The sequence below is a fragment of the Blastocatellia bacterium genome, from assembly GCA_016713405.1.
In the GTDB taxonomy this organism is placed as follows: domain Bacteria; phylum Acidobacteriota; class Blastocatellia; order Chloracidobacteriales; family JADJPF01; genus JADJPF01.
Map to the genome: position 1 here is coordinate 99,898 of JADJPF010000024.1, position 25,871 is coordinate 125,768.

The following is a 25,871-nucleotide window of genomic DNA, read 5'->3' on the forward strand; positions in this document are numbered from 1 at the left end:
AAGGTTTATTAAAGAGGGTGTATTTTTAGATAGGTATAGATGCAATAAAAAGATTTATTTAGGCAAAAGAGAGACTTTTATTGCCGCAGATTTTGGGCTAAAGTATACTAAAAGCTATGAAAGTGCCAACCCAAAAAATTTTAGTTGTTGATGATGACCAAGATGCGCGTGAATATTTGGTGATGTGTTTTGAGCAAATGAATTACCAGGTTATTCAAGCTACTAATGGTCAAGAAGCTTTAAGTTTAACGAAAATAGAACAACCAGATGTTATTGTTTTAGATGTTGTAATGCCAGACCTGGACGGCTACCAAGTTTGTTATCAATTAAAAGAAAACAAGGAAACTAGCCATATTCCAATAATTTTAATTACGGTTCTTCGCAAATTAGAAGATGAAATAAGAGGTTTTGAAGCAGGTGCGCATGATTACATCAGTAAGCCTTATAACAGAGCAGAATTAGCAGCAAGAATTACTGCTGCAATGAGGGTAAAAAGTTTACAAGATAAATTAAGATATCGTAATGATTCACTAAAAGAAATAATTAAGGTTTTACAAAGAGATATTACAGATCCTTTAACAGGTGTGCTAGGTCGTACTACTTTACTTTTACGCCATCGTTTACCAGAAGATGTTTCTGAGGGACTGCAAACTATTGAAAATCTAGCACAAAAAATTGCTAAACTAGTAAAACAACTAGATCAAGAAATCAAAGATATTTAGTAAAATTTGTTAGCATTAAAAGCTACTTGATTATCAAAATTAAATTTATATAATAGGCCACATGGAAAATAGAAAAAAAAGTATAGAAGAACTACAAGCCGAACTTACCTTAGAGTCAGAAGCATTAGCTACTCTACAATTAATTTATGCTGAAAAAGTAAAGCAAGTACGCATTAACACTTTACTTCCTCCAGATATCCAAGCTAGATTTCTTGTAGAATGGGAAACTTTCTACCAACAAAGAATGTCAGCTATTTTCCGTAAAGATTATCAATTAGATATTAGAGAAATTCTTAATTCTGGCACAATGCCAGCTATGCAAATTCCTGCTGCTGTGCCAGTCGCGCCAGCCTTACAGCCAAGCTTGCCACCAGCAGTAGCACCTGCATCATTTTCATCTACTCCTGCACCAGTAGTTTCTACACCAGTAGCAGCACCTGTAAAAAATAGACCTGCACCAGTAGCACCACCAGCGATAGCTCCAAACCAAGCTGCTATGCCAGCTATGCCAGCAAAACAAAGAGATTTTACTCCACCACCACCGCCACCACCACCATCACTACCACCAATGCCTTCTAGCAGCTTAGAATCACCTATAAGCGAAGATATTTTAGGGGTTAATACTGGTAGTTGGATGAATCCAGCAGAGTCCATTGGATATGAGCAATATTCAGATAATGAGCCAATATCATCTACTTTAATGGACAGCGATAAAATACAAGACGATAGTTCAAACGATTATGATGATGAAGAAAGCGATTCAATAGATGGATTTGCTGCTACTTCAGGTCTAAAAGGTCTAACAGAGTTTATGGATTTTGACTTAAAAAGGAAAAAATCCTAAATAATTTTCAAAACTAAAAATTAATAACACACTTCTTTTTAGCTTATTTTTTAGCTTTATAACTTAGCTAATTCTATTCAACAAGGTAAATTATGCAAAAACGTATTCTTTCTGGTATTCAACCATCAGGTAAATTACATATAGGAAATTACTTTGGTGCTATTAAACAGCATATAGCCTTACAAGATCAAGGTGAAGGCTTTTATTTTATTGCTAATTACCATGCTTTGACTACTGTACAAGATGCAGAATTATTAAGAAACCTAACATTGGATGTTGCAATAGATTATCTTGCACTTGGGCTTTCTCCAGAAAAAGCTACTTTATTTAGACAATCTGATGTTCCAGAAGTAACAGAATTAGCTTGGTTACTTGCTACAGTAACGGGAATGGGGCTTTTAGAACGCGCTCATTCATATAAAGATAAGATTGCTAAAGGGATTGCTGCAAAAGTAGGGCTATTTACTTATCCAGTTTTAATGGCAGCAGATATTTTAATTTATCAATCAGATTTAGTTCCTGTTGGTGCTGACCAGGTGCAACATATTGAAATGACACAAGATATGGCAGGTTATTTTAATACTACTTTTGGTAAAGAAGTATTTAAGCGACCTGAAGCAAAGCTAAATTCTACAGCTAAAGTTCCGGGCCTGGATGGTCAGAAAATGAGTAAATCCTATAACAATACTATAGAGATTTTTGCTGAAGGAAATGCACTAAAAAAAGTAATTATGGGCATTGTTACAGATTCAACACCTGTTGAAGCTCCAAAAGATCCTGATAATAGTATTATTTTTCAGTTATATACTCTTTTTGCTGATGAAAAAGAAAAAGAAGAAATGCGTGAAAAGTTTTTAGCTGGTGGATATGGTTATGGAGAAGCAAAGAAAACTTTACTTAAGCAAATTGATGACTATTTTGCTCCTGCCCGCAGTAAGCGAAAAGAATTAGCAAAAGATCGAGCTTATGTAGAAGAAATTTTGCAAAAAGGAGCAATTAAAGCGCGAGAGGAAGCAAGCAAAACCTTAAAAGCCGCTCGCAAAGCTTGTGGGATTGATTAATAGAAGGTTAAGAAATTGGTAAAAATCTTTTAACAAAGTCTCGCCAAGTGTTTTGAGGTGTAATATAAGCTGAAAGGGTGCGGTTAAGAGCATTAAGCGTTGCTTTTGCCGCTGCTTGAAGAGGTAAAGAGTCATTTTCTGCCATTGCTACACCAGAAAGAGTTTGCATTGAACCTTGTTGGCCCGCTTTTAATAAGACTGCTACCATAGATTGTTCAATTTTTTCTAGTGAATGATGTTTAACTTGAACTAGCTCAAATAGTAGCTTATCGCCTAGGATTTCTGTTATAGCTGCTAGTGTTGCTTGAACTGCTGCTATTAGCATTTGGTCTTTGTTTTCATCACAAGTTTTTTCTGAAGTTACTACCGCAGCTTTTGATGATAATGTTACAGCAACTGCTCGTTTATCTTCATCACGCCGCCAAATATCAACAGCGTGTAAAACTAGTCTAGGAGGACGTTTTTTATCTGTAGTTTTAGGTAATTGTTCTAGTAAGGTATTTATAGATTCCTGATTAATATAAATTTCAGAACCTTTTTCTTCACCTTTTAAGTAACCAAGTTTGATCCATTCTAATAAAGTTTCTTTGTCTGGTGTAGAGCCTAATGATTCAGTAATTATTTTTTGTGCTTCAAATAAAGAAACTTTTTCTTCATTAGATTGGTCAGTCATAAAAACCTCATAAAAGTTAATTGCAAATTAAAAAGGACAAGAAAGAATAAAACCTTTCTTGTCCTAAGTGGTTAAAGTTAATTATTTGGCAGGTTTAGCATCTTTTTTTCCATCTTTGGGGGCATCTTTAGGAGTTTCTTTCTTCTTATCCCAACCAGTATATTTAATACCAATTTTTTCCAAGAAACCTTTAGGTGCTTCGCTACCAATCATAGCAAATACAACATCATTAGGAATAGTACCAATGACTTGCTCACCACGAATCTTTTGTAGGGTTACTTCTTTTTCCTTAATTTGTTTAAGTCCTGCGCCAAAGTAAGCTTTCATTCTACCTTGGTCAATACAGTAGTAAACCCACATCTTATTTTCTAAGGTTAAGTCTTTCGGGAAGTCAGAACGAACAACTAAAGAAACCTCATTTCCTTCACCTGGAGGTGGGAAGACAACAGTGCCATCTTCTTTACGTTTACCTGTTAGGTCTACAGCCGCTTCAACAGCAGAGTTACCAGCACCAACAACAACAATCTTCTTACCCTTAAATTCTGCTGGGTCTTGTAGGCGATTTAGAATCTTAGTTGCTTCAAATTCTTTTTCACCATCTACACCAAGCTTACGAGGAGCCGCAGCAGTACCTAAAGCTAGAACAATCTTGCGTGCTTTATAACCAGTAGGATTCTTAGTTGTTTTTACAATAAAGATTCCATCTTGTGGGACAACTTCGCTTACACCTTCATATTCATTAATCTTAATATTGAACTTTTGTACAGCTTCATCCCACCAACCTAACATTTTTTCTTTTAAGTCGCCTGGGCCTTCTAAGCGTACTGCGCCTAAAGGAGGATCACCAGGGTTAAATGGGTTAAATGCAACATACTTACCAGCCGGGTATTTATCAGCAATAGTTGCATATTTACGGCCTTGTTCTAGTGCAATGTAGGAAAGTCCTAATTCAGCAGCGCGAGCAACGGCAGCAATACCACCAGGCCCAATACCAACAATTGCTACATCATAATCAGCCCCACCCTTACCTTCAGCCTTAACCTTTTCAGCTATTTTATCTACAGCTACACGACCTTCTTTAATAGCATTTCGGATTAATGGCACACCTGAAACGTCACCAATTAGGTAAACACCAGCAACGTGTTCTGTTTCAAAGCCTTCTCCAGGGCCTTTACGAAGTGGTTTAGGAGCTTCACGAATATTTTTCTTAGTATTAATAAGTACACAAGACTGTGGAGCCGTAGGGCAAGCTAATTGACAACCTGTGTCTTCCATACATTGTTCAAAATTGACTACAATGGCATGGTGTTCTTGGTCATCAAATCCTAGTACGTCTTGGGGACAAGCTAATATACATCCATGACAGCCTATACAAGTTTCAAAATTAATTACAGGATGAGGTACAGGTCTTGTCTTAGAAGAATCTTCTGCACGTTTCTTTTGATCAGGAGATTCCCATTTTTGAGCATACTTAATGCTTGAAGGATCCCAAACCTTTTGAGTAGAAAGATCTATTAGTTTACCCTTTAGTTTTTCTTGTACTTGTCGTCGTCTTATAGTATCAACACCTAAGAAACCAAGAACTGTTAAAGGAATGATACTAAAGAAAAGTAACCAGCCAGAAAAAGGCATTCCACCAAAGCGAGCAGCAAATGATGTCCAACTCCAAGCATTACCACCACGATAAACACTATCTGCTGTGTAAATAGGTAATTCTGCTCGGCCAGTTTGTAGCTTTTTACCAGTAACAGGACGTAGAGCAACTCTTAAATCATTACTAACACCATGCTGAGGATGGCAAGAATTACAATCTAAACCATTTTTAATTGCTAATTGGTCTAGGACTTTAGCTGCTTCTTTAGGATCTTTATTGCTAATATTTACAAATTGAACACCATGACAGACAGCACAATTATTTTTATCTATCTTTTTGGCTAGTTCAGGAGTATCTAAAGATTCATGGCAATCAGTACAACGAGCGCGACCTTGTTCACGACCTGCCAAATGCACATAGTGGAACTTACTACTTTCTGTTAATGGTTCATCTGTAGGTAATTGTTTTTTCATGAACTCATTTATAGGTTCTTTCCATGTCCAATTACCATTATCATCTATTGGATAGCCAAAATTACCGCCATGAGGCTCTTTTAATAGATTTCCTTTAGCGTCTTTGGCTTTAGGATGTGTTGGATTAGCTTTATGGCAATCAACACACATACTACGTGCTACAGTTGCTCGACTAAAAGCGCGTCCTTTATGTTCTGTATGACAATCCATACAGCTAATATTGGCTTTTGCATGTTCTGGAAATACATCAGGTGTAAAATGTGCTGTTTGATGGCAGTTTTTACACTTAAATTCCATTGATGTAGTAGCAGAGTGGCAAGAATTACAATTATTTCCTACAGTATTGTTAGAAGCCAGTAAAGCTTTAGAACCAGGTAAAAATTGTTGGCGATTAAACTCATTTAGCTGATGAGCAGCACTAACTTCACCAGGTGAAAGGAAGTTGGCATAACCAAAACTCAAACCTGTTGCTAGTAAGATAATAATTATTCCTAAAGTTCCTAGATAGCCGCGAGGCCAAGGACGGACTAAATCCGTTGTAGGCAACCAGTTAAATTGTTTTTTTCCTAAGTGAAGATTAAATTTCTCATACTCTGGATCTGGCTTATTAGGTCGTAGAATAGAGATATCTGCCATTTTTTGTTCGCCGCCAGTTTCAGCTAGCTTACGTCTATCCCAAAAAGCATCCATAGTTTGTTGGAATTTTTGTTGCTCATCCTGTGGTAGAGCCATAATGGAGCTAAGCAAACCAGTCATTCCGCGCTGCATACGGGCTACACCTAATAACTGTGTAGCACTTTGTTTTGCTGCGCCTTTACCTGCTGCGGGTGGAGGCGAGCCAGGCATACCAGGTAATTGAATACCCAGCATTTTTAACAAGTCAGGGTTAAGCATAGCAGTTTTACCACTAGCCTGAGCCTGCATAGGGCCGCCTATCATTTGTGTTCCACGATTACCTGCTGAAACAGCATCAATTTGCTTTTCTACTTCTAAATATAGAGAACCATCTTCATCATCAATTTTTGGTTTTAGTAAAAATACACCTATTTGTATTGCATCATCATTTTCTAGTTGTACAGTCTCAATTAGCGCACCATTAACTATTGTTCCATTAGAAGTAGACAGATTTTTAACCCAGTAAGCTCCATCAATTTTACAAATACCAGCATGGGTACGAGATACAGTTGGATGATTAAGTAATATATCATTACCTAAAGCTGACCCTATAGTCAGGCTATCGCTTTCAATAACTAGATCGTCATTGTCCAAATCCGTTCTCTTGATTACAAATTTTGTCGCTTCTGTACTCATGTTTCTCCTTAGCTTTAAGCTAGTTAGACTAGCTATTTGAATAAAGACTAGCAGTAAAACTTCTTAGTTACGCCATAAGTAATAGGTTACTTGCACAATATGTACTAAAAGCAAAGCTAGCATTAAGGAAGTAAATATTACGTGAGGTGGTAACCAAAGCTTTAAGGCTCGGTGGATGTAGACAAGTGCGTCTATACGACGAACTGTTGCCGCTGCTTTTACTAGACGAGTAAAAGCATCTCGTTCTGCTGGATCTTTAATTTTATTAGTTTCTCGTTGAAACTCTTTTTGCGCAGATTCTAAAAGTTGTTCAACGCTTTCTTTCTTTAAGTATTGACGTAGTAAATAGGGAAGAGATGTGATTGTGTCTAAAACTAAGTCTCGACCTTTTAAGAAAGTAGTTTCAAAATCTTTTTTGCGGTTTTGTTGTTCAGCTTTAGTTTGGCAAGTAGCTGTAATATCAGCAATTTCTTGATATAGCTCTTCACGACGACGGCGCAAATCTTCTATAAGAAGAGGTTCGCCCTCTATTTTTGTTAAAGTTCGAGGCCCTACCCAATAAATTAAAATACCAAATAAACCTGTAAGAATTACTAGGTCAAAAGATATCATTAAAGATGCTGTTAAAAGACCTCCCAGGCTAGTACCACCATGTAATAGTAATAATACACCTGCAATAACACCTGCATAAGCATGGCTTAACATCCAAAAACGGAGTGCGCCGCTACGTTTTTGCCACATTTGACGACGCATTGGATAAGCCATTACTACAACTATTCCAAGAAGACCTACTAGGCCAGTTATCCAACGGAAATTAAACCAATTAGTATCAAGTAAAGGTGTTCCTAAACCATACTTAACGATACCTGCCATAGTAAGACCACATAATAGTAAAGTAAATAAAATACCAATAACATGAGTAATTTGTTTACCAGTATCTTTGTAATTTACTTTACTAACAGCAGTTTTTCCTTGTGCATCAAAGGCTTTTCCTTTAATAGCTGCAATTTCTGAAAAATATTGTGTTGGTGAAACACGAATACAAGCACCTGTTGGACAGCTTTCTACACAGTTATAGCGATGATCTTTATAAATTTTTTGACCATTTTTATCTACAGGGTTGATAGTTGTACCATTACAAAGGTTACATTTCACAGCTACTAAGTCTTCTTCGCCTGTTACTGGGCTTGGTTTAGCATCAAAGGCTAGACCAAGCATTTCAAAGACATTTACTTTAGCTTCTGGTGCAGGCGCACCTTTTGCACCAGCTTTAGCTGGAGCAGGTTTAGAGTCTTTTGCTCCTGGCTTACGCAAATCCTTACGTAGGACTAAAGAAATTGCATTATAAGGACATTGAGTAGCACAATCTCCACAACCTATACAAGTAGCAGGGTTAATATCTACTTGACCGCCTTGGAAACGGGCAATTGCTCCTGTTGGGCAACCAGTCATACATTCAGGATCTTTACAATGTAGACACACTGAAGGAGCCAAGATGCTTTGGTTAAGGGTGTGGGTTGGCATTGTTGGGCGGAAGAGGTGAATACCTCGTCGTGTTAGTCTAGCTTGACCATGAATTTCATGACAGGCTAAAGAACAATTACCACAACGGACGCATAAATCCATATCCATTACTAAAAGATTAGTTGCGTCTGCTAAACCTTTATCTAAGATTCGGTCTTGGGCTGTTTTAGCTGGCTTAGCAAAGGCAAGTTGTTTATCAGGTTGAAGAGGTGTGCCAAGTGTGCTAAATGGAGTTAGCTCTGTTTTAAGGGTTTCCATTAATTGGGGATAAGCCATCAATTTCTTAAATGGAATTTCTAGTACTTCTGTACGGCTTAATACTGTAGCTTTATATGCCCATTTAGCTCCTCGTTCAGCTAAAGCATTGATGCCTAAACAATAACCAGAACCTATATAATCAGCAGAGTCATTTTTTTTATCGCCTTCACAAGCACGTTTAACCCAACCATCTTTAACTATTACAATTCGGTCAACGGGTCGGCCTTCCTGACAAACTACGTGGCCGCGAGCTAAAACCTTAAACTCAGATATTTGGGCTAATTGTTTTTTAGCTTCTTCACCAATTGAAAGGCTGCCTAAAGCAGAATTGCGGCCATTGTTGCGATAGGTTAAGTCCAAAGCTGCACCAAATTTCTTTAGTTTGCGTAACATACGTAGAGCAGGTCTTTGTACTTCTAAGACTTTTGTGCCGCTTTCATGGTGTGCTTTGATTGTTGCAGCACGTTGTACACCTGCTAGCACTGCCATTTCACCAAATGGATTACCATGTTTAACAGTAGCAACGGATTCGTTACGGCCCTTAACAAAAACTTCTGCCGAACCTTCTACTACAATATAAAAAGTGTTAGTGTCCCAATCACCTTCACGAATGATTTCAGCACCAGGCGGATAACTATACATTTTAATGTAAGGGCCAACTTTTTTTCCTGGGCCATAGTTTCGTCCATAAATAGATACTTCTAGATCAACCGCGTATTTATATCCATGCCCTGCTTCAAATTCCACTAGTTCTTCAATTGCTCCAATGCTTTTAATGGCTTGGATAACTGCATGGTGATCTTGAACTTCTTGACGCTTTAGTTCTTTGCTCATAGCAACCTCATTGTGCAGCTTTAAGTTATTATTTCTCAATTAGTTAGACATTATATTTCTTACTTATTAAGCTTAAAATCCTAATAAATAAAGAAACACCCAAGTTTTGCAAAAGTTATCACTCCATTTATCTATATCAAGACAAAATTAGCTTAAATAGATAGTTTTAATTTATGTTTTGTTTTAAAGGAGGATCTTACCCATTGAAAACTACTGGTTGGGTTATCACATTATATAATTGATTTCAAAATCGTAACTAGGAAAATTCACGAGATTAAATTTTTTTTTCCAGATAACCAACTATTTCTTTGATTATCTCTTGCTAAGCTAAAATAATACTACCATTTAGCAGTTTAAAGCATTGTATTTTAAGATAAATAAATGTTTATAACTTCCACAAGCTAGGCTGCAAATTTTGCCTTTACTGCTAAAAAGTTATTTTCTTGTGAGCCTTTTTATTTAATAACCGTGCGTTACTAATTTGAGAAAGCTAAAAAAGCCAAAATTAAATTTGTTTTTGAATTTTTATATGGAGGACTTATGAAAAAAGTTTATTTTCTTTTAGCAATAGTAGCATTAATTATTTCTGATTTACTAGCAATTAGATTTGTTTTTGCACATGGTATAAACCTAACCGAATTTTGGCAACAAATGTGGGGAACAGAAATATCTACACTTGCAATGACAGACCTGCTATTTTCTTCTTTTATTTTCTGGCTTTACGCAAAAGGTGAGGCGGCGAAATACCAAATAAAAAACCTCTGGATTTATATTGTTTCAACCCTTGGCGTAGGCTTATGCTTTGCTTTACCACTTTTTCTTTATGCACGTGAGCAAAAAAAAGAAGCTCTTGGACAATAAATAAAACCTACTTAATTTCTCCTAAGACTAATGCACTATGTACCGGAATTGTTATTGTTTTATCAATAATTTTTATTTGAGACACAATAGGGTCTTTTCCGGCATTAAATTGATCAGCGTAAATTTGCCAATTACCTTCAGGTATAGTTATTTTTTCTGCTCTTTGGCTAGCATTTAGTATCACTAAAGCACGTTGCCAAGGATCTTTTCTAGTAACATCACTAATTAAATAGGCAATAACACTAGCTGGTAATTGGTAGTTTAAGTCTTGGTCTAAAAATTTTATAGCTTGTTTTATTTCTTCAGCAGTAGTTAAACGAAATATTGGGTGATGTGTGCGTAGCGCGATTAAACCTTGATAATATTGATAAATATCATAGTTAGCAGCTTTTTGTTGCCAACGTATCATATTAATAGCATCAGGTTTATTATAGCTATTTTCATTTCCACCTTTAGAGCGTAAAAATTCTTGGCCGCTTTGAAAAAAAGAGATTCCTTGAGAAGTAAAAAGAATTGCTGCACCAAGACGCGCCATTGCTCGACGATTAGCATCAGTTAAATTACTATCGTCAATAGTTGATATCATCAAACGATCCCAAAAAGTATGGTTATCATGACATTCTACATAATTAAGACCTTCTTGAGGGTTATCAACAAAATCTTGGATTGATCCCATTATTCCAATTTTAATTTTTTCTATGTTAATGCCTTTTTGTATATAACCTTGTTCTCTAGGTTGAAAAACACTTCCCTTTAGAGCATCACGGAAATGATCATTAAATACTGCAAAAGCTTTATTACGCTGTTTTCCTTTGTTTGTAATAGTTATAGGTGTTTCTCCTGCTGACCAAGGTTCACCATAAATTAACAAATTAGGGTCTATTGCTTTAAGCTCTTTTGTTAGTAATTCTATAGTTTCCAAATCAATAAGTCCCATTAAATCAAAGCGAAAGCCATCAACTTTGTACTCTGTCACCCAATATTTAACAGAATCAATGATAAAGCGGCGTGCCATTGGTGCTTCTGATCGAAATTCATTTCCTACACCTGAACCATTCCAATAACTACCATCATTTTTACGTCTGTAATAATAACCGGGTACTAGTCCTTCAAAACTATAAACTCGGTTTTTAATATCTTCCATTGTATGGTTATAGACTACATCTAAAATTACTCGAATACCTTTTTTATGTAGGCTATCAACAAGTTGTTTTAATTCTCTAATAGAGTTTTTTTCTATGCTGTTGCTAGCATAAGAATTTTCTGGACTATTAAAATGAACTGAATCATATCCCCAACCATATTGATCAATGCTTTCCTGATTTTGAAATTCCATAATAGGCATTATTTGTACTGTATTAATGCCTAATTCGATTAAATGATCAAGCCCTGTAGAAATATTAGGTCTTAAGTATAAATGTGTGTTTTCCTCTGTCCAACCCAAATATTTTCCTCGTTGCTCAATCATTGAATCTGGATCTATAGTAAAATCTCTAATATGAGCTTCATAAATTATTGCTTCAGATATTGGAAATTTAGGACGAGCAGCAACCTTAAAATCATCATAAACAACAATTGCCCTTCCATTGTGAGAGGTGACAGCACGAGCATAAGGATCAATAAGTTCTTGTTCAGGATGAAAACCAGGCTCACTCCCAGTAGCCGTAAAAGTATAAAAAAGCCCTAAACAATCTTTAGCTATTTTTACTTCCCAACAACCATCAATATTTTTTGATAAAGAAAAAGATCTGCTTGTCCTTTTATGGGAGTTTGATAAAGGTGCAATACTACTTTTTCTGCTGTAGGAGCAAAGACACGAAAAATAGTAGAATCTTTTGTGTAGAGAGATCCTAAAGGATGCGAGCAAATAAATTTATCGGCTTTGTGTGGCAATTGTTGGTTAGTTTGTGAAAAACTATTAGAAGTATTAAAAACTAAGGATAGAAGCAAGATTATAAAAACCTTTGCTAAATAATTAGGTGTAAATAAATATTTTATCTTCATAAATTTTTTATAGATTCTTTTCTTGCTAGGATCGGTATTTAATACTACATTGATCAGCAACAAAAGCAAGTTGCTAGCCGATAAAACAAAGTTCAACTGTTCATCATAAAATCCAAAAATTTTCCTTTCAGTTTAAGTTAAAGTAATAAGGAGTAGCAATGTCAGTAAAGAGTATTGGGTCTAATATAAATAATACCGAACAAACAAAATTAGAAACTACAAAACCTGCCACAACAACAGAAACCAGTAAAGCTATTGATAGTCAATATATTAAATCTCAACCTATGTTTAATTCTCCTCAACCACTACGCTCAAGACGTAATAGCATGGGAGGAGCGTTTTTACGTAATCAGTTAACAGATCGATTAGCACAAAATACTTCTATTAGCAATTCTTCTACAACAGCAGTACGCGCATTAGAAACAAATGCTTTAGGTAGAGTGGAGTCAATAGGGGTTGTTGATAGACGTGCTACTGCTGCTCCAGCCAATAGCCCAGTAACTTTTGTTTATGATGCAGGCGCACATAAAAATCTTACAAATCTACAATTAAAAGGCAGTTGGAATAAAACTACTGGAGAATTTGACCCATCTTGGGGCAAAGGTGATAGTGTTGCAATGACAAATTTAGGTAATGGTAAATGGTCGGTGACACTAGATTTAGTAGATGATGGTCAACAACATAACTGGGAATGGGGCGTAGTTGCTGATGGGCCAGCAGGCAAAAGTCAATGGGCTGTAATGGGCGAAGGAAATCTTAAATTTTCATTAGGCGAAGATACTAAACAAGTAAGCTATTCACCAACAACTTATCATGAAATGGGTGCGCACAAAGCAGGAAATGATATTAGCTTTAAGTTTTGGGCCCCAAATGCTCAAGATGTCAAAGTCAAAGTTTTTGACCAAAATGGACGCGCTAAACTTATTCCTATGACACAAGATTCTGAGGGAAATTGGTCTGCTAAAGTTGCTGGTGGTTGGAAGAGCATGGAAGGCAAAGCTTACACCTATCAAGTTACTGATTCAGAAGGAAAACTTCTAGAACGTACTGACCCATATGCCCGCCAAATGCAAGGTGAACAAGTTGGAGTAGGTCGACTTTATGTAAATAGCAAAGGCGAACGAGTTAACCAATTCTATATGGAACCAGCTATTTACCAAAAATATAAGTCACAAATTGAAGGGCCAGATCCAGAAGTTTCTCATAATGCTCGCCAAAAAGCTTATGCAGAATCTCGTACTGAACTTGTAAGCTTTGAAATAGACGACCAGCCTAATATTGAGCAAGCCTATTTGGTATTAAAAGATTCTAATGGACATCAATTAACCAAGAACGAACTAATAACACGCTTAGGACAATTTGATTCTAGCTTAATTACTAAGATGAATGGTGGTAAAGATAATAATCTATGGCTTGATAATGTTGATGATAAGGGTCGTATTAAGATGACCAATCAAGCTGGAAGTTGGACAACTTTAGTAAATAACCTGGATAAAATGGTAGGACTTCGCTATGAGTTTCAAGGTTATGAACGTAAACCAAATGGTCAGTTAGGTTTAGTTGGTGATACAAACAATAATGGTAAACTTACAAAAGCAGAATTACAAAAAACACCTTTTAATGATAAATGGGATAATACTATTAGCGCGTCTAGTGGGCGTTCATTTAGAGGTGCAGTAATTAGCGATACTACGCATGCTTGGAAAAATGATAATGCTCCACGGGAAAAAGATCCTAATAAATGGGTAATTTATCAATTCCATGCAGGTAGTTTCTATGGTCAAGGAAATAATGCTAATCGCTCTACTTTTGAAGATGTAATGAATAAATTGGACTACTTTAAGAGCTTAGGAGTCAATACTTTAGAAATGATGCCTGCAAATGAAGTAGAAGGTAATCGTGATTGGGGTTATATGGGTGCTAATAGCCTTGCAGTAGAAAGCTCATATGGTTTTACTGATGAGAATGGAAAGTTTGTATCTGGTAAAGACGCACTTAAGATGTTTATAGATATGGCTCATTCTAAAGGCTTTAACGTTATCAATGACGTTGTTTATAACCATATTGGCGGAGATCATAATGATTTATGGAACAGTGATGGCAAAGAAAACCCATATTTTAATTGGTCAACAGATCCTGATAAATTTGAGCAGAGAAACACTCCTTGGGGAGCAATGCCCGCCTACAATAATCCAAAAGTTAAACAACTATTTGTTGATCATGCAGTAGCACAATTAGAAGAATTTCACTTTGACGGGCTACGTTTTGACTTTACAGAACCAATGAAAGGAACTGGTGGTGTAGATGGTTGGAATATGATGAGAGAAATGAACCGTCAATTACATTTCCTTAAACCAGACACTTTTATTGCAGCAGAACAGTTTGACTATGACCCAACAATTACTAGACCTACTCAAGCCGATGGTACAGGTGGCGGTTTTGATGCTCAGTGGTATACAGAATTTCAACATCGCTTAGTTAGAGATAATGATAAGCCTGGCATCATCCAACAAGCAGCCAATAATCAACGAACTGAAATGGATAAGTTTATGGATATGTTAACTAATCCACGTGGATTAGATAGTTGGTCAAAAGCTGTCACAATGATTTCTAACCATGATGAAGTAGGAAATGCAGAAAGAACCATTGATACTGCTGATGGGACAGCAGGAAATGGTCAAATGCCCCCTCAATGGGCGCGAAATGCTGCACGCTTTGCTGCTGGTATTGGTCTAGCATCCCCAGGTATTCCAATGTTTTTCCAAGGTGATGAATCAATGGCCTCAAACAGCTTTAAGTGGGGCATTCCTTCTACCTGGGATGCTGGCTGGGATTGGCAATCTGTAGGTAAAAACTGGGATTGGAACAACATTAGCTTTAATGATGGGCAACGTCAGCTTTATACTAAACTTTTTGATATGTCTCCAGAAGCACGTGCTAAGGATTCGGGTTTCACAAACCTTTCCATCGCAGATAAACAAGTCTTTAACGATTTAGAAGCAATGAAACCAGAAGAACGCACTACAACGATGAATAATATTTCTCGTCGTCAAATGTTTGAATTTTATAAAGATGCCGTTGCGCTAAGATCTTCAAGCACTGCATTTGAAGCTGATTCCCAAGTAAACCGTATCTATACCCACAATGATAATTCTGTAATGGCATTTTCTCGTAAAGATGGAAATGATGAATATATTATTGTTGCTAGTCTTAACCGTAACAATTTAGAAGGTTATCAAATGCCTCTACCCCCAGGACAATGGAAAGAAGTCCTAAATAGCGATGCTGCTCGTTACGGTGGTAGCAATTTTGGAAACTTTGGAGCAACTCTTAATGGTGGAAATACTCGTGTAAATATTCCTGCTGCTGGTTATGTTGTACTAAAGAAAGCCTAGTTACGTATGTCTGATAAAAAACTTAATTAGATAAAAAAGCTAGTGTAATTGACTTTGCACTAGCTTTTTTATTTTGTGGAATTAAATACAGCGTAAACTAAGTAATCTTATATTCTTAAATCTATCGCCCCGCTGGGGCTTAAGATTAAAATATCAGAAAATTTAGTTTACAGTGTATTAAATTATTTTATTTATTTATTTAATAATGATAAAAAGTCTTTATTAATTTCTTTGGTGGAGTCTTTTAAGGCTTGTTCTACGCTTTTGTCACCTTGCATTGCTAGTTGTAGGGCTGGGCCAACAACTTTTTCTTCTAGTACATCCATTCTAGGAATTTTAGGCGTAGCTTTTGCGGTTTTTAGTTGCTCCATAAAAACTGCTAATTGGGGACGTTCTGACAAATCAATTTTATCAAATGCTTTAATATTAACTGGGATTTGTCCAAGGCTTTCTGACCAGCGAATTTGTACAGATTCCGAAGAAAAATAGCGAAGAAATTCTAGTGCAACAGCAGGATTTTTACAGGTACGAAAAACTACTAAGTTTTGTCCACCAACATTAGAACTAGTTCCGGCTGGCCCGGCTGGAACTAAGCTAACACCAAAATCAATGTTGGAAAATCGCTTTAGATTCCAAGGGCCGGACAATATCATTGCATATTTTCCATTTAAAAAACCTTGTTCAGGGTTAATTGAACCTGTCCGCCAGGCTCCTGCTTCTACGCCATATTTTAAGTAAAGATCTGTCATAAATTGCAAAGCTTGTTGTGCAGGTTGCTCGTCTAAAGTACAGATATATTTACCGTTAGCATCTTTTTTTACAAACTCAGTGCCAAAAGTATTAAAGAAAGGCATTGACCACCAAAGCGAATTAAACATACCAAAACCATATTGTTTTTTATCTTTGATGGTTAAAATTTGTGCATATTTAACAAATTCTTCCCAATCACGAGGGGCGCGGTCAGGATCTAAACCTGCGCTACGTAGTTCTGTTGCTGATTGACGGAAAAGCTCTTTATTCCAAAACAAGGCAACACAATTTGTTTGATCAGGAATACCATAAAGATGTTTTTCCCAAGTTCCATTATCTGCTTTAGTTTCAACAATATTTGAGGCTATTGCTGCTGGAACATATTCTTGTGCTAGCTCGTCAATGGTAGTGTTAAAACTAGGTAAAGTGTCTAGTGGAATGATTGATTTACCATAAGCTAAAGTTAGCGGCCAAGCATTATCAATTCTACAAATATCTGGTGTAGCATTGGCTAAACAAGCATATTTTAGCCTAGGCATCAGTCCATCATAAGGAATACGCTGTAAGTTTAGATGTAAGCTTTTGCCATGCTTTTTGCTATATTCAGTTTGAAAATCCTGAGCAATTTGCTTAAAAACATCATATTCCTGTGGGTTATAAGTAATCCAAATGGTTAATTCATTGGGTTGCTCTCCAGAGCTTAAAACAGAACGACAAGCAGTATTATTAAAAATTATTACCAGTAGCACTATGACAAGAGCTAAAGAGTAAAATTTTTTTTTATAAAAAAAGGATAAAATATTGTATTTCATAGATTTAACTTTTATTCTTTTACTGCTCCGCTTGTCATTCCTTGAACAAAGAAACGTTGGGCGATAACAAATAAAATTGTAATTGGGATAATTGAAAAACATGCTCCTGCCATCATTTGCTCCCAGCGAATATCATATTGACCCTTAAATAGTGATAATCCTACTGGTAAAGTACGATAAGCAGAATCAGGAGTATTAGTAATATACTGCCATAAAAAATTAGACCATTGACCAACAAAAACCAACAAAAATAGCGTTAGCATAATGGGAATTGAAAGCGGAACAACAACTTTAGTAAACAATTGCCATTCACTTGCACCATCAATTTTAGCTGCTTCAAAAAGCGAATCTGGAATTGTTTCGATATATTGGCGTAGCAAATAAAGCCCAAAAATATTAGCAACATGCGGAACTACCATTCCCCAATAACTATTAATCCATCCTATTTTAGTAACAATAGCAAATTGAGGTAGCATAAAAATAAGACCTGGCACTAACATTGTGCCTAAGAAAATACTCCACAAGACTTTTTTGCCAACAAAATTCTTTTTAGCAAAAACATAACCTCCCATAGTGCAAAGAATTACTGTTAACAAACCTGCAAGGGTGGCTACAATTAAACTATTGGCAAAAAATTTTAGAAAAGGAAAATCACGGTTAAAAAGTATTTCAACAAAATTTTGATAAGTGTAAATTTCGCTGATTCCATCCCAAAAACTTCTGGCATAACTAAAACGGTAGCTAAACTCACCTGTCTTTAAGTCTGTTACTTGAGCAGTAAAATAGCCTGCTGAGTCTTTTCTGTAAGGTTAACTTCTTGTCCATCAGCAAGTAAAGCTTTTATAGGTAATTGACCTGATCCTAAAAATCTTAATACTAATGTATTACCTTGGATGTAGGAAGCATTTTTAAGCTTTGTATTGCTTGAGAAAGCTTCTTTAACCAATATTTTAGCTTTAGAGCTATTAGTATCAGGATTGATTACAGCATTTCCATCAGCAATAAATTCATAATCATATTCTCCTGCTGCTACATCATAAAAGTTAATCCAAAAACTACCATGATCATTATTCATTTCAAATAATTGCGTTGGATTAAAACTAATGCGGACTTGGACGGTTTGAGCCGAAGCACTGTAATATTGCAAAGTTACTTGATTAGATTTACCAGCAATCGTCTGATAAGGTGCGGTGATAGCAATTGGTTCTGGTAGAATTTCTAGTTTTAAGGCTTGACCTTGTTGTTTGCAAGCAACCAAAATCATCCAAAGAAGCGGCAATAGCGCAATTAAACAGCCAACAGAAAGCGCGACATAAATAAAAAAATTTTTTAGCGAATACCTTTCCATTTATTTTTCCACTTTCAATAATTTGGCATTAGCAAAAGATATTATTAAAGCAATAATCATTAGCAGGTATGAAAAAGCCGCAGTTTTACCATATTCTGCACGTTCAAAAAGTTGGTAAAGATAAAGACCTGACAAAGAAGTTACGCCAACAGACTCGCCTTGAAATTGAATGTAAGGGCCACCAAAACCGCCATATTTGCTGCTAGCCATTGCATAAACTTCTGTAAAAGCATTTAACGCGCTCATTGTGCCAGTAATAATCATAAATAAAATGATTGGTTTTAAGAGGGGCAAAGTTATATAACGTAGTTTTTGCCACCAGCTAGCCCCATCAATATCTGCTGCTTCATAGATTGATTCAGAAATATTTTGAATTGCAGATAAAAATAAAATCATTCCAAATCCAGCACCTTTTAGCACTACTACAGTAGCAATTGTTGCTAAAGCCGTGTATGGATTAGCTAGTAGTCCTGATTGGGGCAAATGTAAACCTATTTTGCTAAGTAAAATATCTAGCAATCCATAATTTGGGCTTAAAATAAGTACCCAAATAGTACCTACTACATACATATCTAAAATATTAGGTAAATAAAATGCACTTCTAAAAAATGCAGCCCCTTTTAATTTATTATTTAATAGCAAAGCGAGCCAAAGACCTAGTGCAATGGAACTTGGAATAGTTAAAACTGCATAAAGTAAAGTTAATCCTAAAGACCACCAAAACCGAGTATCAAAAAGTAGAGACTGATAATTAGCTAAACCTACAAATTCCATACTATTAAAAATATTGTACCAATCTGTAGAAAAAGAAGTGCTTCTAAAGCTAAGATAAAGTGAATAGAGCATTGGATAGCCTAGAAATACAGTAAAAACAAGCAAAAAAGGTGCTAAAAAAAGATATGAAATAAGAGATTCTCGCAAGTTTGGTTTATTATTCATTTACTAAATTTTACTAATCAATGATTTTTCCGTTGTAGGGTCAAAAAGATGACATTTTTCTTTATTAAAAATAAATTGAGATTTTTCCCCAATTGTTAATTTTATATCCGCAGGCAATCGAGCCGTAATTTCTTTATCTGCTAAGGATAGTTGAGCAAAAATTTCGTTTCCCATTTGTTCTATTAATTCTACAGTAGCAGAGAAAACATTTTTATTATCTTGACCATTAGCAAGGCTAATGTCTTCTGGACGAATGCCTAAAACTACTTCTGCTGGTAAAGAACTCAAATCCAAAGAAGAAAATTTTTCTCCCATTAAATGAGCAGTTAGAGCAGGGGAATTTAGAATAATTTGATTATTTTCTTTAGCAACTTTGCAATTAATAAAATTCATTGCAGGGCTACCAATAAAGCCTGCTACAAATTTGTTTGCAGGATTTTTATAAAGTTCTAGTGGGGGTGCAACTTGTTGGATTTCGCCGCCCTTTACAACAACAATTTTGTCTGCCATTGTCATAGCTTCTACTTGGTCATGAGTAACATAAACCATTGTAGCTTGTAATTGACGATGTAGTTTGACTAGCTCAACTCGGGTTTGAACACGCATTTTTGCATCAAGATTAGAAAGCGGTTCATCAAAAAGAAAAACTTTTGGACGACGAACTATTGCCCGACCAACAGCAACGCGCTGGCGTTGTCCGCCTGATAAAGCTTTTGGTTTACGTGCTAAATATTCGGTTAAACCTAAGATTTTAGCTGCTTCTTCTACGCGAGTTTTTATTTCATTGCTAGGATAGTTACGTAGTTTTAAGCTAAAGGCCATATTTTCATAAACTGTTAAATGTGGGTAAAGAGCATAGTTTTGAAATACCATAGCAATATCTCTATCTTTTGAAGGTAAATCATTTACACGCTTTCCATCTATCATTAAATCACCTTTAGAAATAGACTCTAGCCCTGCAATCATTCTAAGTAAGGTAGATTTACCACAGCCCGAAGGCCCAACTAAAACTACAAATTCTTTATCTGCTACATCAAAGCAAGCTGAGTTAACAGCACAAACACCACCATCATAAATTTTAGTAAGGTTTTTAATTTCTAATTGAGCCATAAATTTATAAGATTTTTGATTTATTAATTTGGTATTAAAATTATAGCTTCTTTAGCTACAAATTTTATTTTTAGCTTATTATTTACTACATTTGTTGAGTATTTTTCATTTAATTTATTATTAAATGTTACTCCATCAGCAAAAAGATTTGCTGGTAAGTTAATGTTTCTAGTGGTCTTATTTACTGATTTATTAATAGCTACAATAGCCTGGTCATTTTCTTTTGAGCGTAAATAAACTACCACGTCTTGATCCTCAAATAAAAATTTCATTTCTCCGCCACGTAGTTGAGGATATTTTTGACGTATTTGGGAGACTTTTTTTATTGAATTAAAAAGCTTATTTTCTGATTTTGTGCGTCCAGCAGAAGTAAAAGCAGAACGCAAATCACCAGGAAAACCGCCAGGAAAATCCTTGCGGTTATCAGGGTCTTCGCCTCCAGTAATTGCTAATTCATCCCCATAGTAAAGTTGTGGAGTTCCTCGCATTGTTAACAAATAAGTGTAGGCTAAAATTGTATTTTCTATTGTTGCTTGAGGCTCGCTAGCAAAACGTTTAATATCATGGTTTCCAAAAAATGGGACTAAAACACTTGCATTTGGATAGACTTCATCAATATTTGTAATTCTGCTTAATTGTCCACGATTATTAGCAAAATATTCTCTAATTGCATAACAGCTAGGATAATCAAATAGAGTATCTACTTTAGAATCAATACCATCAAAGCGTTTTACTCCACCTTGAAAAAAAGAAACTATGTTTGGGTTGCCGTCTAAGACTTCTCCAACTACAGTAAAGTTTGGATGTTGTTTATGGATAGCTCCATTCCAGTTACTCCAAAAAGAGCGAGGGATATAAGGAAAAGTATCTAATCTAATACCATCTATTCCGGTTGATGAAATCCACCAAAGAGAATTTTGTATTAAATATTGTGCGGCTTCTCTATCTGTTTGGTTAATGTCTGGCAATATATCAGCAAACCAACCTCGCAAGGTTAAATCTGCCCTAGTTGGATCACCATTAACAGAAGTTAAAGAAGCAATATCAAAAACATTATTTAGGTGTTTTTGACGTGTTCCATTAATAAAATCTGGTGTAGGAGGGTTATCTGTCCAAGTGTGATCCGGGCCCGTATGATTAAGCACATGGTCTTGAATTATTTTTATTCCTTGTTGATGGGCCGTGTTAACTAGTTCTTGCAATTTTTCTAAAGTGCCAAAATGCTCTTCTGTCTGATAATAATCCACCGAACCATAACCATGATAATCAGAAACCCTATTTGAATTATTATAAATAGGAGTCATCCAAATAGCAGTAATACCTAATTCTTTTAAGTAAGGAAGATTATTGATTATGCCTTGAAAATCACCTCCATGATAGCCACGAGGTTTTTTGCGGTCATAAAATCCAGCAGATTCTTTTGGGTTATTGTTAGATTGATCACCATCAGCAAAACGATCCACCATGATTAAGTAAATTACATCGTCTGGACTAAATCCTTGGTATTTTCCTGCTGTTCTAGGCAAATCCCTTAATCCAAAATCAACAGTAGAATTGCCAGCATTATTTTCTACAGTTATTTTTATATTACTAGCAGTCGCTTTTTGTGGGTCAATTTCAAGGTAAGCAATAATATAACTTCCATTATTGCTTACAGAGCTTTCTACTAGTTTAACACCTACGGAATCTAGCTTAATTTTACTTTCATTAAAATTACGTCCATAAATTATTATTTGGACGGGGTTTACACTGTGGTTAATCCACCAATTAGGCGGCTCAATTTTATCTATTTGAGGTTGTAATAAAGTTTGTAATTTACTAGAGGATTTAGCTGTTGGAAGAGGTAAAGATAAAATTATAAGGAAAATAGATAAGTAACAAAGTCTAATAAGTAAGTAGTGAGTATATTTAATAAAGTTTTTAATGCTAATCATAAGTAAAGTAATTTAACTATTTATCAAACAGATTATCAAACAAACAATTTTAAAAAAGCACAACCCTTAAATCAGGGCTGTGCTTTTAAGAAAATTTAGTAACTAACTAAAAGTTTAGCCGCAATCCAAATTCAAATTGACGAGCAGAATTTCCACGGGTGTTTGTAATTACAGCAGTATCACCAGCACCAATAAAAATACCTGGGTTATTGAATTGTGGATTATTGAAAAGATTATAAGCTTGAGCGCGGAACTCCAAGTTCAATCTTTCAACTAGGTTAAATCTACGGAAGATGGAAAAATCAACGGTTGATAGACCAGGGCCACGTAGGAAGTTACGAGGAGCTTGATCTTGAGCATTCATTGAAGGACGGAATGCAGCAGCATTGTAATAGCTGTTTACAGACTCATCACCCTTAGCAGACTCTTTGCTACCAACTAAAGCAGCACGACCAAAACCACCAAATACAGTAAATGGAGTTCCATCTTGTAAAGTAACAATAGTGTTAATTTGGTAGCCATAAAATAGAGCTTTAGCTATTTTGTTATCTGAGTCTTTTAAGAATGGTAGATCATAATTAGCCGCAAAGGTAAAACGATTACGTACATCATAATCTGCTGGGCCTTCGTCTAGGTCTAAATTATTAGGATCAGATGCTTGAGTACGGAAGTTTCCACCTGGCCCAGGAAATGGCCCAGGAGTATTATTATTTGCACGTCCATAAGTATAAGAAGCTAAAAATCCTGCTCCTTTATAGTTACGTAAAGTTGCTTTTATTTGTAGTGAGTTATAATCAGAATCGCCAACATTAGCAATTGTAGTTAGGCGGTTTCTTACATTAGGATCATTAAAGCCACCAGAAGTAGAAACTGCAACAACATTATCACCCTTAGTTCCAACATAGCCGACACTTAAAGCTAGATAATTATTAAATTGATGCTCTACTGTTACATTATATTGCTGTACTCTAGTAGTATCACTATCTCTAGGAATAAAGCGTAATGCAGAACCATCAGGAAGAACAGGATTACTTAAATTTATTGGGTTAGGTAGTGGGATAGGTTCGCTTAAACGAACATTAGCACCAGGGCCACCAAAACGAAATTGTGTAATGATAAATGGAGCGTTTTGTGTTAGTTGGTTAGCAATACCACCACGATCTAATGAATAAAAGATACCATAGCCGCCACGAAGTACGGTTTTAGAATTAAACGCATAAGCTAGGCCAAAACGAGGTGCAAAATTGTTTTTATCTGTTTCTACTGTAGCACGTGGGCCATTCATTCCAGCAACTACTATTCTGCCTGTAGCAGGGTCAAAATTAGCTAGACGATCGTTTTCTTCAAAAGGTGCTGTGAAATATTCATAGCGTAACCCTAAATTGAGTGTAAGATTTCTGGTTATACGCCAATCATCTTGGGCATAAAAGCCATTTTCATAGGAAATAGCTGTGCTTGGTTGTAATGCTCCATCTGGACTAGCAGTAATTGAAGTAAAGTTGGTTTTACCTATTAACATTTCTGCTACTTCATAGCCTGTTTGACCTAAAGGAGGTGTGTTTCCAATTGTTGCAGTAAAGTCAGAGAAGAAATAGAAACCTTTAGCAAAATCACCTTGGAAGGCTCTTACATTACGACGAATTACTACAAAACCAAACTTAAAGGTGTTGTTACCTCTAACATGAGTGAGCGCGTCTGATATTTGATAGCTACGTTCACGTAAGGTAAATTGACCGCCATCGCCTAAGTATTCAATAAAATTACCGTTACCACCACCAATCAAGGAAATACCAGTGTTGGTATTAAACCCACCGGGCCACCAATACCAATATCTTGGTTTTGGTTTTGCCCAAAGTTAACTGGGAAAAATCCAATGCGTAGTAGTGTAAAACCAAAACGAAACTCATTAACAGTTGATGGGCTAAAAGTGTGGGTATAGCCAGTTGCTACTCCACGAGCTTCAATAGCGTTTAGACCAGAACCAAAACCAGCTTGGAAGCCTGGAATACGGCCTGGGTCGGTTTGGCTATCATCAGCAATACTAAAGCGGCCAAATATGGTGTCTGTATCCTTAAATCTATGGTCAATACGGAAATCACCATCATTAAAGGTTTGTTTGGCAATACGTTTAACAATATAGTTTTGTGTTGCTCGACCAGCAATATCTGGTAAAGGGAATGAATTTAGGTATTTAACAGCTACTGGATCAAGTGGACGAGTAATAACATTACGTGGAAAAGGATTACCAGTTACTGGATCAAAATTGTGATAGGTTGACCTAAGCCAGTAAAATTTGCATCTAGCAACTCGCCAAAATCACCTTGACGCATTCTAGCTGTAGGTACTGTGACACGGTTGCCTTCTTCTTTTGGTAGGTTTTGACGTAAGCCCTGGTAGTTACCAAAGAAAAATGTGCGGTCTTTCTTTATAGGTGCGCCAAAAGCAAAACCAAATTGATTACGTTGAAATACTGGTTTAGTAGGAGCAAAAGTTGCTCGTGCATCTAGCTCAGAATTACGTAACAATTCAAAAACAGTCCCATGAATTTCATTAGTACCTGATTTAGTAATAGCATTTATTACAGCACCACCTCCACGGCCAAATTCAGCAGGTGCAACACTAGTAATTACGCGAAATTCTTGTAATGCTTCGATAGGAGGGAAAAAAACAATTGTATTTACAACGCTTTCATTATTATCAATACCATCTAATAAAAAATTGTTGTTTTGTTCTCTTAAACCATTAGCAGAAATAGCTGCTGAACCTGTATCACCTTGACGAAATGTTTCTGCATTACCACCAGAACCATCTGCATTGCTGCCTGATGTGCCACGAGAAACCCCAGGAACTAAAGTAGCAAATTGTGTAAAGTTACGTCCATTTATTGGTAGATCAACAATTTGTTTACCTTCAATTACTTGTCCAATGGTAGCAGAACTAGTTTCTATTAATGGTGCGCTACTACTAACCTCAATTACATCGCTAACATCACCTGTATCAAGTTGGGCATTAATTTGAGCAATTTGGCTAACGGTTAAAGTAATATTAGTTTGAATATTAGTGCGAAAACCTTGAGCCATAACTTCTACACGATAATTACCAACTTTTAATAATGGAGCAACATAATTGCCTTGTTCATTAGTTGTAATTTCAACTTTGCTATTAGTACCAACATTGATTAAAGATACTGTTGCCCCAGCTATTGCTGCTCCTGTGGAATCAGTTACGGTTCCTTCTACACGGGCCGTATCGCTTTGTCCAAAAGTAAGGCCCGCCGTAAGTAGTAGAAAAGCTAAATTTCCTACTATACGGCCCTTAGAAAAAAAAGATTTGCGATTCATTTTTATCCCTATCTCCTTGCTTAAACTGAAGAATTATTAATAAGTTATAAACTTAAAGAAAAGCTTTTTACTTTTAATTAAAA

Annotated in this window: 17 protein-coding genes; 5 read left to right on the plus strand and 12 right to left on the minus strand. The window is 36.0% G+C overall.

Annotated features, from left to right (window positions below):
- Positions 1-116: 116 nt before the first annotated feature.
- The 3 genes from IPK14_24580 to trpS all read left to right on the plus strand — a co-directional run bounded on the left by IPK14_24580 (position 117) and on the right by trpS (position 2,627).
- Positions 117-722, plus strand: coding sequence for a response regulator (locus tag IPK14_24580; protein MBK7996427.1), 606 nt, complete (start codon positions 117-119; stop codon positions 720-722).
- A 61-nt stretch (positions 723-783) separates the two neighbouring features.
- Positions 784-1,566: a hypothetical protein gene (locus IPK14_24585; GenBank protein MBK7996428.1), complete on the plus strand. Its 783-nt coding sequence runs from the start codon at positions 784-786 to the stop codon at positions 1,564-1,566.
- Between the two features lie 92 nt (positions 1,567-1,658).
- The gene (trpS, locus tag IPK14_24590; protein ID MBK7996429.1) at positions 1,659-2,627 is read left to right on the plus strand and encodes a tryptophan--tRNA ligase; all 969 of its coding nucleotides are present in this window, start codon (positions 1,659-1,661) and stop codon (positions 2,625-2,627) included.
- Positions 2,628-2,634: 7 nt separating this feature from the next.
- On the opposite strand, the gene IPK14_24595 is transcribed toward trpS, so the two are convergent.
- The 3 genes from IPK14_24595 to IPK14_24605 all read right to left on the minus strand — a co-directional run bounded on the left by IPK14_24595 (position 2,635) and on the right by IPK14_24605 (position 9,294).
- Positions 2,635-3,300, minus strand: coding sequence for a hypothetical protein (locus tag IPK14_24595; protein MBK7996430.1), 666 nt, complete (start codon positions 3,298-3,300; stop codon positions 2,635-2,637).
- 81 nt (positions 3,301-3,381) lie between these two features.
- Entirely contained in the window at positions 3,382-6,678 is a 3,297-nt protein-coding gene (locus tag IPK14_24600) for an NAD(P)-binding domain-containing protein (protein MBK7996431.1), read from the minus strand.
- A 63-nt stretch (positions 6,679-6,741) separates the two neighbouring features.
- A complete protein-coding gene (locus IPK14_24605) occupies positions 6,742-9,294 on the minus strand; it encodes a cyclic nucleotide-binding domain-containing protein (protein MBK7996432.1) in 2,553 nt (850 codons plus the stop codon).
- 540 nt (positions 9,295-9,834) lie between these two features.
- On the opposite strand from IPK14_24605, the gene IPK14_24610 reads away from it, so the two are divergent.
- Positions 9,835-10,155 (plus strand): DUF2834 domain-containing protein, encoded by a 321-nt coding sequence (locus tag IPK14_24610; protein MBK7996433.1) that lies wholly within the window; start codon positions 9,835-9,837, stop codon positions 10,153-10,155.
- Between the two features lie 7 nt (positions 10,156-10,162).
- Here the strand turns inward: IPK14_24610 and pulA are convergent, their stop codons facing one another.
- Positions 10,163-12,022: a type I pullulanase gene (gene pulA, locus IPK14_24615; GenBank protein MBK7996434.1), complete on the minus strand. Its 1,860-nt coding sequence runs from the start codon at positions 12,020-12,022 to the stop codon at positions 10,163-10,165.
- Positions 12,023-12,443: 421 nt separating this feature from the next.
- Here pulA and IPK14_24620 point away from each other — a divergent pair, with 421 nt between their 5' ends.
- A complete protein-coding gene (locus tag IPK14_24620; protein MBK7996435.1) occupies positions 12,444-15,554 on the plus strand; it encodes an alpha amylase C-terminal domain-containing protein in 3,111 nt (1,036 codons plus the stop codon).
- A gap of 191 nt (positions 15,555-15,745) precedes the next feature.
- Here IPK14_24620 and IPK14_24625 read toward each other — a convergent pair whose 3' ends face one another.
- The 8 genes from IPK14_24625 to IPK14_24660 all read right to left on the minus strand — a co-directional run bounded on the left by IPK14_24625 (position 15,746) and on the right by IPK14_24660 (position 25,788).
- Complete coding sequence (locus tag IPK14_24625; GenBank protein ID MBK7996436.1) at positions 15,746-17,053, minus strand: extracellular solute-binding protein; 1,308 nt, start codon at positions 17,051-17,053, stop codon at positions 15,746-15,748.
- Between the two features lie 74 nt (positions 17,054-17,127).
- Positions 17,128-17,712, minus strand: a complete 585-nt coding sequence (locus IPK14_24630; GenBank protein ID MBK7996437.1) for a carbohydrate ABC transporter permease — start codon at positions 17,710-17,712, stop codon at positions 17,128-17,130.
- Positions 17,713-17,882: 170 nt separating this feature from the next.
- Positions 17,883-18,464: a hypothetical protein gene (locus tag IPK14_24635; protein ID MBK7996438.1), complete on the minus strand. Its 582-nt coding sequence runs from the start codon at positions 18,462-18,464 to the stop codon at positions 17,883-17,885.
- Complete coding sequence (locus IPK14_24640) at positions 18,465-19,403, minus strand: sugar ABC transporter permease (protein MBK7996439.1); 939 nt, start codon at positions 19,401-19,403, stop codon at positions 18,465-18,467.
- A 3-nt stretch (positions 19,404-19,406) separates the two neighbouring features.
- Positions 19,407-20,513: a sn-glycerol-3-phosphate ABC transporter ATP-binding protein UgpC gene (gene ugpC / locus IPK14_24645; GenBank protein ID MBK7996440.1), complete on the minus strand. Its 1,107-nt coding sequence runs from the start codon at positions 20,511-20,513 to the stop codon at positions 19,407-19,409.
- A 23-nt stretch (positions 20,514-20,536) separates the two neighbouring features.
- Positions 20,537-22,447 carry a cyclomaltodextrinase N-terminal domain-containing protein gene (locus IPK14_24650; protein MBK7996441.1) on the minus strand — a complete coding sequence of 637 codons (1,911 nt, stop codon included), beginning with the start codon at positions 22,445-22,447 and terminating at the stop codon, positions 20,537-20,539.
- Between the two features lie 106 nt (positions 22,448-22,553).
- Entirely contained in the window at positions 22,554-24,230 is a 1,677-nt protein-coding gene (locus IPK14_24655; GenBank protein MBK7996442.1) for a TonB-dependent receptor, read from the minus strand.
- A 466-nt stretch (positions 24,231-24,696) separates the two neighbouring features.
- The gene (locus tag IPK14_24660) at positions 24,697-25,788 is read right to left on the minus strand and encodes a TonB-dependent receptor (GenBank protein ID MBK7996443.1); all 1,092 of its coding nucleotides are present in this window, start codon (positions 25,786-25,788) and stop codon (positions 24,697-24,699) included.
- Positions 25,789-25,871 lie beyond the last annotated feature (83 nt).